Annotated in this window: 9 protein-coding genes; all 9 read left to right on the forward strand. The window is 65.9% G+C overall.

The window, feature by feature from the left end; all coding sequences use genetic code 11:
• Positions 1–45 precede the first annotated feature (45 nt).
• On the forward strand, positions 46–222 hold the full coding sequence (locus NRG74_RS15225) for a hypothetical protein (RefSeq protein ID WP_007159707.1): 177 nt from the start codon (positions 46–48) through the stop codon (positions 220–222).
• Complete coding sequence (locus NRG74_RS15230) at positions 206–3154, forward strand: sensor histidine kinase (RefSeq protein WP_017640383.1); 2949 nt, start codon at positions 206–208, stop codon at positions 3152–3154. Before NRG74_RS15225 ends, NRG74_RS15230 begins: the two co-directional genes overlap by 17 nt.
• Positions 3155–3269: 115 nt before the next feature.
• A complete protein-coding gene (locus NRG74_RS15235; protein WP_257704690.1) occupies positions 3270–4685 on the forward strand; it encodes a sigma-54-dependent transcriptional regulator in 1416 nt (471 codons plus the stop codon).
• A 698-nt stretch (positions 4686–5383) separates the two neighbouring features.
• Positions 5384–6775, forward strand: coding sequence for a polynucleotide adenylyltransferase PcnB (locus NRG74_RS15240; RefSeq protein WP_017640381.1), 1392 nt, complete (start codon positions 5384–5386; stop codon positions 6773–6775).
• Positions 6772–7275 carry a 2-amino-4-hydroxy-6-hydroxymethyldihydropteridine diphosphokinase gene (folK, locus tag NRG74_RS15245; RefSeq protein ID WP_257704691.1) on the forward strand — a complete coding sequence of 168 codons (504 nt, stop codon included), beginning with the start codon at positions 6772–6774 and terminating at the stop codon, positions 7273–7275. The genes NRG74_RS15240 and folK overlap by 4 nt, the downstream gene beginning before the upstream one ends.
• Before the next feature lie 129 nt (positions 7276–7404).
• Positions 7405–8205, forward strand: coding sequence for a 3-methyl-2-oxobutanoate hydroxymethyltransferase (gene panB / locus NRG74_RS15250; RefSeq protein ID WP_257704692.1), 801 nt, complete (start codon positions 7405–7407; stop codon positions 8203–8205).
• Positions 8202–9059: a pantoate--beta-alanine ligase gene (panC, locus tag NRG74_RS15255; RefSeq protein ID WP_257704693.1), complete on the forward strand. Its 858-nt coding sequence runs from the start codon at positions 8202–8204 to the stop codon at positions 9057–9059. Before panB ends, panC begins: the two co-directional genes overlap by 4 nt.
• 181 nt (positions 9060–9240) lie before the next feature.
• Positions 9241–10905, forward strand: a complete 1665-nt coding sequence (gene pgi, locus NRG74_RS15260) for a glucose-6-phosphate isomerase (RefSeq protein WP_017640377.1) — start codon at positions 9241–9243, stop codon at positions 10903–10905.
• A 125-nt stretch (positions 10906–11030) separates the two neighbouring features.
• The gene (acs, locus tag NRG74_RS15265) at positions 11031–12974 is read left to right on the forward strand and encodes an acetate--CoA ligase (protein ID WP_257704694.1); all 1944 of its coding nucleotides are present in this window, start codon (positions 11031–11033) and stop codon (positions 12972–12974) included.
• Positions 12975–12984 lie beyond the last annotated feature (10 nt).

Here is a 12984-nt window from a genome sequence, read left to right on the forward strand (position 1 = left end):
GCGCTTTTGCTTTACCATGGCGCCATCGCCGTTCGGGAACCGCGCATGTACATCTACCGGTTGGTCCTGCTCCTCGTGGTAGGCATCTATCTGTTCTCCCCCGCCATCATGGATTGGTGGATCGCTCCCAGCGGCGCCTGGTATCGCCCCTACCTGCTGTGGCTCATCCTCATCGTGGTGACCTTCATCCTGCAGAGCCAGCGCGATGCCGACGAGCTTTAGTCTGTCCCAACTGGTCCTGATCAGCGCCGGCTACCTGCTGATCTTCTTCGGTGTCGCCTGGATGACCGAGAAGGGCTGGGTGCCGCGCCGGCTGGTGCGGCATCCGCTGATCTACACCCTGTCGCTGGGCGTCTATGCCAGCGCCTGGGCCTTCTACGGCACCGTGGGCCTGGCCTACGACTACGGCTACGGCTTTCTCGCCTACTACCTGGGGCTGTGCGGCGCCTTTCTGCTGGCGCCGGTATTGCTCTATCCCATCCTGCGGCTGACCCGCGCCTACCAGCTGGCGTCCCTGGCCGACCTCTTCGCCTTCCGCTTCCGCAGCACCTGGGCCGGCGCCCTGACCAGCCTGGGCATGCTGATCGCCGTGCTGCCGCTCCTGGCACTGCAGATCCAGGCGGTGGCCACCAGCACCGGCATCCTGGTGCAGGCCCGCGCCCAGGACGCCCCGGCGCTGGGCTTCTGCCTGCTGATCACCCTGTTCGCCATGCTCTTCGGCGCACGCCAGATCAACTCCAAGGAGCGCCACGAAGGCCTGGTGGTGGCCATCGCCTTCGAATCCCTGGTCAAGCTACTGGCCCTGGGCATCGTCGGCGGCGTCACCCTCTATACCGTGTTCGGTGGGCCCAACGGCCTGGAGACCTGGCTGCAGCAGAACCAGAGCGCCCTCTCCACCCTGCACACCCCGCTGCAGGAAGGCCCCTGGCGGATCCTGCTGCTGGTGTTCTTCGCCGCGGCCATCGTCACCCCGCACATGTATCACATGGCCTTCACCGAGAACCTCAGTCCCCAGGCGCTGGTCAGCGCCAGCTGGGGGCTGCCACTGTTCCTGCTGCTGATCAGCCTGGCGGTGCCGCCGATTCTCTGGGGTGGCCTGGCGCTGGGTTCGCCGACGCCGCCGGAGTACTTCACCCTCGGCGTGGGTCTGGCGCTGGACAATCCGCTGCTGGCGCTGGTGGCCTTCGTCGGCGGGCTGTCGGCGGCCAGCGGCCTGATCATCGTGGTGACCATGGCGCTGTCGGGCATGCTGCTCAACCACATCGTGCTGCCGCTCTACCAGCCGCCCACCGACGGCAACATCTATCGCTGGCTGCGCATGACCCGGCGCATGCTGATCGCCGCCATCATCCTTGGCAGCTACGGCTTCTATCGTCTGCTGCAGGGCCATGGCGACCTCTCCAGCCTGGGCATCGTCTCCTTTGTCGCCACCGTGCAGTTCCTGCCCGGCGCACTCTCGGTGCTCTACTGGCAGACGGCCAATCGCAAGGGCTTCATCGCCGGCCTGCTGTGCGGCCTGGGCCTGTGGTTCCTGAGCATGCTCATGCCGCTGGTGGCCGACATCAATCCGCTGCACATCGGCGTCTTCAGCTATCGCATCAGCGCCAGCAACTGGCACCTCGCCGCCGTGGCCTCGCTGACCGTCAACGTGCTGGTGTTCGCCCTGGTCTCGCTGTTCACCGAAGCCAGCGAAGAAGAGAAGAGCGCCGCCGAGGCCTGCGCGGTGGACAACGTCCGCCGCCCGCAACGCCGCGAACTGGCGGCCGGCTCGCCCCAGGACTTCGCCGCCCAGCTGGCCAAGCCACTCGGTGCCAAGACCGCGCAGAAGGAAGTCGAGCGCGCCCTGGCCGATCTGCTGCTGCCCTACGACGAGCGCCGCCCCTATGCCCTGCGCCGCCTGCGCGATCGCATCGAGGCTAACCTGTCCGGCCTGATGGGCCCGCGGGTCGCCCAGGACATCGTCGAGACCTTTCTGCCGTTCAAGGCGGAAAGCGAGGCTTATGCCACCGAAGACATCCACTTCATCGAGAACCGCCTGGAAGACTACCAGTCGCGCCTGACCGGTCTCGCCGCCGAGCTGGACGCCCTGCGCCGCTATCACCGCCAGACCCTGCAGGAACTGCCCATGGGCGTCTGCTCCCTGGCCCGGGACCGCGAAATCCTCATGTGGAACCGCGCCATGGAAGACCTCACCGGTATCGACGGCGCCCGGGTGGTGGGCTCGCGCCTGAGCGCCCTGCCCGATCCCTGGCAGAACCTGTTTGAACGCTTTCTCGCCGAGCCGGCGCAGCAGCACCTCTACAAGCAGCGACTGCCCCAGGAACACGAGCAGCGCTGGCTCAACCTGCACAAGGCGACCATCGACGAACCCCTGGCGGTGGGCAGCAACGGCACCGTGCTGGTGGTGGAAGACATCAGCGAGACCCAGTTGCTGGAAGACCGCCTGATCCACTCCGAGCGCCTGGCCTCCATCGGCCGCCTGGCCGCTGGCGTGGCCCACGAGATCGGCAACCCGGTCACCGGCATCGCCTGCCTGGCGCAGAATCTGCGCGAGGAACGCGAAGCGGACGAAGAGATCGACGAGATCAGCAGCCAGATCATCGAGCAGACCCGCCGTATCACCCGCATCGTCCAGTCGCTGATGAGCTTCGCCCATGCCGGTGGCCGCCAGCAGGCCCATGAACCGGTGTGCGTGGCCGAGGCGGCCCAGGAAGCCATCGCCCTGCTCTCGCTCAACCGCCAGAGCGTGGACGTCGACTTCTTCAATCTCTGCGACCCCGAGCACTATGTGCAGGGCGATCCCCAGCGCCTGGTGCAGGTCATGATCAACCTGCTATCCAACGCCCGCGACGCCTCGCCGGCCGGCGCGCCGATCCGGGTGCGCAGCGAGGCCCATGGCCAGACGGTGACCCTGAGCGTCGAGGACGAGGGCAGCGGCATCCCCAAGGCCATCGTCAGTCGCCTGTTCGAACCCTTCTTCACCACCAAGGATCCGGGCAAGGGGACGGGGCTTGGCTTGGCGCTGGTCTATTCCATCGTAGAAGAGCATTATGGTCAGATAATGATCGATAGTCCTACCGACCCCGTGACCGGCCAGGGCACCCGCATTCGGGTACTGCTGCCGCGCTATCTCGGGTTGCCGGAGGCGCCGTGACGGACCCATCCGCCTGCTGGATGGATCTGCTAAAGCATTCGGAAGTCCAGACGACCGCGACAAGACACGCTGCCTGGCGTGGGTCGTCTTGCCTTCCCGTAAGAGAGCGCACTTGATGGCCCATATCCTGATTGTCGAAGACGAGAAGATCATCCGTTCGGCGTTGCGCCGCCTGCTCGAGCGCAACCAGTTCCGCATCAGCGAAGCCGGCTCCGTCCAGGAAGCCCAGGATCTCTACGACGTCCCCAGCTTCGATCTCGTCATCAGCGATCTGCGCCTGCCCGGCGCCCCCGGCACCGAGATGATCGATCTCGCCAAGGGCAAGCCGGTGCTGATCATGACCAGCTACGCCAGCCTGAGATCGGCGGTCGATTCCATGAAGCAGGGCGCGGTGGACTACATCGCCAAGCCCTTCGATCACGACGAGATGCTGCAGGCCGTGGCGCGCATCCTGGTGGAGCGCGAGCAGCGCCCGCCGGTAGCCGCCGAGGAAAGCGTCACACCGCCGCCAGCCACCGGCGAGATCGGCATCATCGGCAACTGCGCGCCGATGCAGGACCTCTTCGGCAAGATCCGCAAGGTCGCCCCCACCGACTCCACCGTGCTCATCCAGGGCGAATCGGGCACCGGCAAGGAACTGGTGGCGCGCGCGCTGCACAACCTGTCGCGCCGGGCCAAGGCGCCGCTGATCTCGGTCAACTGCGCGGCCATTCCCGAAACCCTGATCGAATCCGAACTCTTCGGCCACGAGAAGGGCGCCTTCACCGGCGCCAGCGCCAGCCGCACCGGCCTGGTGGAGGCAGCCGACGGCGGCACCCTGTTTCTCGACGAGATCGGCGAATTGCCGCTGGAAGCCCAGGCACGCCTCTTGCGCGTGCTGCAGGAAGGCGAGATCCGCCGGGTCGGTTCGGTGCAGTCGCAAAAGGTCGATGTGCGCCTGATCGCCGCGACCCACCGGGATCTCAAGGGCCTGGCCAAGATCGGCCAGTTCCGCGAAGACCTCTTCTATCGCCTCAACGTCATCTCCCTGCGCCTGCCCGCCCTGCGCGAGCGCGGGGGCGACGTCATGGAGATCGCCCGGGTGTTCCTCGCGCGGCAATCGGCGCGCATGAGTCGCCCGGGGCTCAAGTTCGGCGCCGAAGCCGAGGCGGCCATCCGCCATTACAGCTGGCCGGGCAACGTGCGTGAGCTGGAGAACGCCATCGAGCGCTCGGTGATCCTCAGCGAAGGCCAGGAGATCAATGCCGATCAGCTGGGCATCGACGTCGAGCTCGGCGAGCTGGAGCTGGCCGACAGCTACCTGGATCCGCTGCCCAGCACGGGCCTGGGTAACGGCAATGGCGCCCACGAGCCCACCGAGGACCTGTCGCTGGAGGACTACTTCCAGCACTTCGTGCTCGAACACCAGGACCACATGACCGAGACCGAGCTGGCCCGCAAGCTGGGCGTCAGCCGCAAGTGCCTGTGGGAACGTCGTCAGCGCCTGGGCATCCCGCGCCGCAAGGCCAGTGCCAGCAGCGACGCCAGCTGATCCGCGCCGGGACGTGACAGCCGATGCGTCCCGCGGTAACACCCTCTCCCTCCGCCTCCTCATCCTTTGCAATGTGTTACCGCCGTAACAGGCGGCGGGTTCAGAGGTAACGAAAATTTGCCTGTAGCCTCCAAGCAAACAGGCTACATTTTTCGCAAACCACTGATTTCAATGCATTTTTCAAAACTGGCACGGCATCTGCTTTATGTTCTCGTACAAGAACAATAACAACGTATCCCCTCCATAATAAAAACAAGACGTAGCGACTCCAGCACAACAAGAACAAGCAGGCGGAGGCGTAGCTAACTGATCATTTTGGAGAAGAGTCGTCTAGCGGGATGGTCCGCGCGATGTCAGGCCAGAGAACAACAAAACTGCCCCGAGGCAGCACCCGTACCAGGCAGAGCAGGAATGATCCTGACGGCATCAGCTTCCAAAGTAATCCGTTTGCTCTTGGCTCTAGACTTCAGAGCCTTTCCGGCGGCCGGTATCCGCACGGGACAGACCACACAAGAAAAACAAGAGGTCTGGATAGACAATAAAAACAAAGCACGTACCACTTTGGGGGGGAGCTTCGGCTCCCCCAGTGCCTTTGACAGCCTCCCCTCCCTCGTTCAAGATCCCCTCCTTATCTATTGCGCAACGGTTCCTGCTATGGGCCAGATTGCGTATAGCCGTCTCTCCGAACAGAAACTCGCATGCTGAAGAAGCTGATCCAGACTCTGCGCTCGCCCCTGCGGCGTACTCCGCCCGCGCCTGCCTTGCCCATCGAACTGCCCCGCAGTCAGCATGCTCTGGAACGAGAGCGGATCAGTCGTTACGCCTTGAGCGTGGTCGACCGGCTGGAAAAGGCGGGTTATCAGGCCTACCTGGTGGGCGGTTGCGTCCGGGACCTGTTGCTGGGTTTCGAGCCCAAGGACTTCGATGTCGCCACCAGTGCCACGCCCGAGCAGGTGCGGGCCGAATTCCGCAATGCGCGGGTCATCGGCCGGCGCTTCAAGCTGGTCCATGTGCATTTCGGCCGTGAGATCATCGAGGTGGCGACCTTCCGCGCCAATCACCCCACCGGGGATGCCGAAGACGAAGCCCAGGGCTCGCGCCATGAAAGCGGCCGGATCCTGCGCGACAACATCTATGGCAACCAGGAACAGGATGCCCAGCGGCGCGACTTCACCATCAACGCGCTCTACTACGATGCCAGCGGCGAACGCATTCTCGACTACGCCAATGGCACCCAGGACATCCGCCTGCGGCAGATCCGTCTGATCGGCGATCCGGAGCAGCGCTACCTGGAAGATCCGGTGCGGATGCTGCGCGCCGTGCGTTTCGCCGCCAAGCTGGATTTCGAGATCGAGACCGCCACCGCCGAACCCATCAGCCGCCTGGCGCCGTTGCTGCGCGACATACCCGCGCCGCGGCTGTACGACGAGATCATCAAGCTGCTCCTGGGCGGCAAGGCGGAGCGCACCTTCGAGTTGCTCTGCCAGTACGGCCTGTTCGCCCCCTTGTTCCCGGCCAGTGGCGAGGCTCTGGAGCGCGACCCGGAGTACGCCGGCAGCCTGATCCGCCAGGCTCTGGCCAACACCGACACCCGTATCCGCGAAGGCAAGCCGGTCACCCCGGCCTTCCTGTTCGCCGCCCTGCTCTGGCCGGCCTTGCCCGAGCGCGTCCGCTATCACCAGGATCGCGGCCTGCCGCCCATTCCGGCCATGCAGGAAGCCGCCCACGACCTGACCCAGCAGCAGTGCCAGCGCACCGCCGTCCCCAAGCGTTTCACCATGCCCATGCGCGAGATCTGGGACATGCAGGAGCGCCTGCCGCGCCGTCAGGGCAAGCGCGCCGATCAACTGCTGGAAAATCCGCGCTTCCGCGCCGGCTACGACTTCCTGCTGCTGCGCGAGAGCGCCGGCGAGGAAACCGGTGGCCTGGGCGAGTGGTGGACGCGCTACCAGGAAGTCGGTGACAGCCAGCGACGCGAGATGATCAAGAACCTCAGCCGGGAAGACGGCGCGCCGGCCAAGCGGCGGCGCCGTGGCGGCAGCAATCGCAAGCGGCGCACCTCGGATGCGCCCACGTCCGGCGACGAATGATGGAAAGGGTCTATCTCGGCCTGGGCAGCAACCTGGCTGAGCCGCGGCGGCAGCTGGACGCCGCCCTGGAGGCCCTGGCCCAGCTGCCTGACAGCCAGCCGGTGGCGGTCTCCGCCTTCTATGCCAGCGATCCCCTGGGGCCGCCCGACCAGCCCCGCTACGTCAATGCCGTCGCCGCGCTGGACACCGCCCTCGCCCCCCTGGCGCTGCTTGATGCCACCCAGGCCATCGAGCAGCAGCAGGGGCGCGTGCGCAAGGACGAGCGCTGGGGTCCGCGCACCCTGGACATCGATATCCTGCTGTTCGGTGAGCGGCTGATCGACGAGCCGCGCCTGCAGGTGCCGCACTACCACCTGCAGGCGCGCGCCTTCGTGCTCTACCCCCTGGCCGACCTGGCCCCCGAGCTGCACCTGCCCGATGGCCGCCGGCTGCCGGACCTGCTGTCCGCCTGTCCTTTCGAGGGCCTGGAACGACTGGTACCGTCGTCACCTGCGCGGTAACACAGCCGTAACACCGAACATTGACTTGTGCCGGATGCGCCGGGACTATAGCAGCCGTTTGCGCGCGGCCAACCCGCGCCCGCGGCGCCCAGACAATAACCATAGCGCCGTCCCACGAGGACCTCTTGCATGCCTGATATCAGCCTCACGACCCTTCAGGGGCTCAAGCAGCGTGGCGAAAAGATCGCCATGCTGACCGCCTACGATGCCACCTTCGCCCAGGCCGCCAGTCAGGCCGGCGTCGAGATGCTGCTCATCGGCGATTCCCTCGGCATGGTGCTGCAGGGTCACGACAGCACCCTGCCGGTGACGCTCGACGACATGGTCTACCACACCGCCTGCGTCAAACGCGGCCAGGCCGGTGCCTTCATCGTCGCCGACCTGTCGTTCATGACCTACGCCACCCTGGAGCAAACCCTGACCAGCGCCGGCCGCCTGATGCAGGCGGGCGCGCAGATGGTCAAGCTCGAGGGCGACGCCTGGTTGGCCGAACCGATTCGTCGGCTGGCCGCCAATGGCGTACCGGTCTGCGCCCACCTGGGCCTGACGCCGCAGTCGGTCAATGTCTTCGGCGGCTTCAAGGTGCAGGGCCGCGATCCAGTCCGGGCGCAGCAGCTGCGCGAGGCGGCGCGCGAGTTGGAGGAAGCCGGCGCGGCCATGCTGCTGCTGGAATGCGTACCCTCGGCGCTGGCCGAGGAAATCACCCGCGCCGCCCGGGTGCCGGTGATCGGCATCGGCGCCGGTGCCGCCACCGATGGCCAGGTGCTGGTGCTGCACGACATGCTCGGCCTGGCCCTGCGCGGGCGCACGCCGAAATTCGTGCGCAATTTCATGGCCGGTCATGACAGCATCCAGGCTGCCCTGGCGGCCTACGTCGCCGCCGTCAAGGACGGCAGCTTTCCCGCTCCCGAACACGGATTTTCCGCATGAAGACGGTCCATAGCGTCCGCGAACTACGCGCCGCCGTTGCCGCCGCGCGCCGCCAGGGCCTGCGCATCGGCCTGGTGCCCACCATGGGCAATCTGCACGCCGGTCATATCGCCCTGGTGGAGACCGCGCGCCGCCACGCCGACTTCGTGGCGACGAGCATCTTCGTCAATCCGCTGCAATTCGGCCCCAGCGAGGATCTGGCGACCTATCCGCGCACCCTGGCGGAAGACAGCCGCCAGCTGAACGAGGCCCACTGCGACCTGCTGTTCGCACCAGCGGTGGCCGAGATGTATCCCAAGGGCATGGACGGCCTGACCCGGGTGAACGTCCCCGAGGTGTCCGAAGGTCTCTGCGGTGCCCGTCGGCCCGGCCATTTCGAAGGCGTGGCCACGGTGGTCACCAAGCTGTTCCAGATGGCGCAACCGGACGTGGCGGTGTTTGGCGAAAAGGACTATCAGCAGTTGGCGGTGATCCGCAAGCTGGTCCAGGACCTGGACATGCCCATCGAGATCGTCGCCCAACCCACGGTGCGGGCCACCGACGGCCTGGCGCTGTCCTCGCGCAATGGCTATCTCGATGACGGCCAGCGCGCCAGCGCGCCCTGCCTGTACAGCCTGCTCAGGCGGCTCGCCGATCAGCTAGCCGCCGGCGCAGCGGTCGAGCCGACCCTGGCGTCCGGTGTCGCCGAATTGCAAGCCCAGGGGCTTAGAGTCGACTACCTGGAACTACGCGAGCAGCTGAGCCTGCAACCGGCCGGGCCGGCCACCACCGCGCTGGTGCTGCTGGTGGCGGCCTATCTGGGCCAGACCCGCCTGATCGATAACCTGAGCTTTCGCCGCAGGCCCGGAGTGTGATGCAACCGAAGGTTAGCTCACCCAAACCCGCCTGAATCCTGGAAGCCCGGAACATACCGGGCTTTTTCATGCTCGAAGCGCGACGCCACGTCAGGCGTCGCGCGGTCGCCGACTTTCCCTTGCAAGCCAGCGGCTTGTGGGGCACAACAGCAAACAAGAGCCACCAAGGAAAAGCCTAGCCATGGAGTACTATCAACACCCCCTCGACGTGACCCAGCTCGCCTCCTGGAAAGCCCTGCAGGAACACCGCAAGGCCATGCAGAATTTCCGCATGCGCGACGCCTTCGCCGCCGATCCGCAGCGCTTCTCGCAGTTCTCCCTGAGCAGCAGTGGTCTGTTCCTCGACTACTCCAAGAACCTCATCACCGAGCAGACCCGTGAGCTGCTGGTGAACCTGGCTCGCGAAGCGGGTCTGGAAGGCGCCATCCGCACCCTGTTCGACGGTGCCTACGTCAACTCGTCCGAGCACCGTCCCGCCCTGCATACCGCGCTGCGCCGCCCGGTGGGCGACAGTGTGCAGATCGATGGCCAGGACATCATGCCCGAGGTACACCGGGTCCTGAACCAGATGACCGCGCTGGTCACCCGCATCCACAACGGCCTCTGGCGCGGCTACACCGAGAAGCCGATCACCGATGTGGTCAACATCGGCATCGGTGGTTCCTTCCTCGGTCCGCAGCTGGTGTCCGAGGCGCTGGTGCCCTTCACCCAGCGCGGCGTGCGTTGCCACTACCTGGCCAACATCGACGGCAGCGAATTCCGCGAGGTGACCTCCAAGCTCGCCGCCGACACCACCCTGTTCATCGTCTCCTCCAAGTCCTTCGGCACCCTGGAGACCCTGAAGAACGCCCAGGCCGCCCGCGCCTGGTGCCTGGCCCAGGGCTGCCCGGAGCCGGAGCTGCACAAGCACTTCATTGCCGTCTCCAGCAACGTCAAGATGGCGGTGGAATTCGGCATCGCCGAAGAGAACATCTTCCCCATGTGGGATTGGGTCGGCGGACGCTACTCGCTGTGGTCGGCCATCGGCCTGCCCATCGCCCTGGCCATCGGCATGTCCAACTTCAAGGACCTGCTGGCCGGTGCCTATGCCATGGACCAGCATTTCACCAGCGCCCCCTTCGAAGAGAACATGCCGGTGCTGCTGGGCCTGCTCGGGGTCTGGTACGGCAACTTCTGGGGCGCGACCAGTCACGCCATCCTGCCCTACGACCACCACCTGCGTAACTTCGTGAAGCACCTGCAGCAGCTGGACATGGAGTCCAACGGCAAGAGCGTGCGTCAGGACGGCTCGCCGGTGAGCATGGAAACCGGTCCGGTGATCTGGGGCGGCGTCGGCTGCAACGGTCAGCATGCCTACCACCAGCTCCTGCACCAGGGCACCCAGCTGATCCCCGGTGACTTCATCGTGCCGGTGGTGAGCCACAATCCGGTGGCCGATCACCAGCAATGGCTCTATGCCAACTGCCTGTCGCAGAGTCAGGCGCTGATGCTGGGCAAGACCCGCGAGGAAGCCGAGGCCGAGCTGCGCGAGAAGGGCCTGGGTGAGGCCGAGATCGCCAAGCTGGCGCCGCACAAGGTGATCCCGGGCAACCGTCCGAGCAACACCCTGGTGCTGGAACGCATCTCGCCCCGACGCCTGGGTGCGCTGGTGGCCCTGTACGAGCACAAGGTGTTCGTGCAGAGCGTCATCTGGGGCATCAACTGCTTCGACCAGTGGGGCGTCGAACTGGGCAAGGAGCTGGGCAAGGATGTCTATCAGCACATTATCGGCCGCAGCGAAGGCAAGGCCGACGATGGTTCGACTCAGGGTCTGATCGATTACTTCCGCGGTCGTCACCGCGGCTGATCGATCTCGGTCCGTTCCGAAAGGCGCCGCTCTGCGGCGCTTTTTCGTTTTATCGCCTCGCTGAACCCCGACAGGCCATCCGCGGCCTAAACTAGGAGCACAACAACACCAAGAAGGAGCCGGCCATGAGCCACCGCTATCCCGTGCCCGAGAGCCTGAGTGCCCGCACCCACCTCGACGAAGCCCGTTATCGCGAGCTCTACCAGCGCTCGGTGGAACAGCCGGAACGCTTTTGGAGCGAACAGGCCAGCGCTTTACTCGACTGGTCGCGCACCTGGGACGAAGTCCATAGCGGCGACATGCGCCAGGGCCAGACCCGCTGGTTCAGCGGCGGCCAGCTCAACGTCGCCTACAACTGCATCGATCGCCACCTCGGTGGCCGGGCCGAGCAGACCGCCATCCTCTGGGAAGGCGACGATCCCGCCGACAGCCAGGCCATCAGCTATCGCCAGTTGCACGAGCACGTCTGTCGCCTGGCCAATGTGCTCAAGGAGCGCGGGGTCAAGAAGGGCGACCGCGTCTGCCTCTATCTGCCGATGATTCCCGAGGCCGCCTATGCGATGCTGGCCTGCGCCCGCATCGGCGCGGTGCATTCGGTGGTGTTCGGCGGGTTCTCGCCCGAGGCGTTGCGCGACCGCATCCTCGATTCCGACTGCCGGGTGGTGATCACCGCCGACGAGGGCGTACGTGGCGGCAAGCGTGTGCCGCTCAAGGCCAATGTCGACAAGGCCCTGGCCAAATGCCCTGACGTCCACACCGTGGTCTTGGTCGAGCGGACCGGCGCCGCCGTGGCGCGCCAGGAGGGCCGTGATCTGCCTTATGCCCAGGCCGTGGCCGCGGCCGCGGCCGACTGCCCGGCAGAGCCCATGGATGCCGAGGATCCGCTGTTCATCCTCTACACCTCGGGTTCCACCGGCAAGCCCAAGGGCGTGCTGCACACCACCGGCGGCTATCTGCTGGGCGCCACCCTGAGCTTCAAGTACCTGTTCGACTACCACGAGGGACAGGTCTTCTGGTGCACCGCGGATGTCGGCTGGGTCACCGGCCACAGCTACATCGTCTATGGCCCTCTGGCCAATGGCGCCACCACCCTGATGTTCGAAGGCGTGCCGAGCTATCCCGACGCCAGTCGCCTGTGGCAGGTGGTGGACAAGCATCAGGTCAATATCTTCTATACCGCTCCCACCGCCCTGCGCGCCCTGATGCGTGAAGGCGACGAGCCGGTACAGCGCACCTCGCGGCAGAGCCTGCAATTGCTCGGCAGCGTCGGCGAGCCGATCAATCCCGAGGCCTGGGAGTGGTATCACCGGGTAGTGGGCGAGGGTCGCTGCCCCATCGTCGACACCTGGTGGCAGACCGAGACCGGCAGCATCCTCATCGCCCCGCCCCCCGGCGCCCTGGCATTGAAGCCGGGCTCGGCCACCCTGCCCTTCTTTGGCGTCCAGCCGGTGCTGCTGGACGAGCAGGGCAAGGAAATCGACGGCCCCGGCAGCGGCGTGCTGGCCATCAAGGCCAGCTGGCCGAGCCAGATCCGTACCGTCTATGGCGACCACCAGCGATTGATCGACACCTACTTCAGTGCCTATCCGGGTTACTACTTCACCGGCGACGGCGCCCGCCGGGACGAAGACGGCTACTACTGGATCACCGGGCGGGTGGATGACGTGCTCAACGTCTCCGGCCACCGCATCGGTACCGCCGAAGTGGAAAGCGTGCTCACCGAACATGCGGACGTGGCCGAAGCCGCCGTGGTGGGTTGCCCGCACGAGGTCAAGGGCCAGGCGGTCTATGCCTTCGTCACTACCAAGGGCGGGGTGACCCCAAGCGACGAACTCAAGGCTCGCCTGCGCCAACAGGTGGCCGAGGAGATCGGCAGCTTCGCCAAGCCGGAATTCCTGCAATGGGCACCCGCCCTGCCCAAGACCCGCTCCGGCAAGATCATGAGACGCATCCTGCGCAAGATCGCCTGCGACGAGCTGGACAGCCTGGGGGATACCTCGACCCTGGCCGATCCTTCGGTGGTCGACAGCCTGATCGATGCCCGGCTCAATCGCGCCCCGCAGGGCTAGCTGTAGCCCA

Source organism: Pseudomonas oryzihabitans (genome assembly GCF_024652905.1).
Classification (GTDB): Bacteria; Pseudomonadota; Gammaproteobacteria; order Pseudomonadales; family Pseudomonadaceae; genus Chryseomonas; species Chryseomonas benzopyrenica.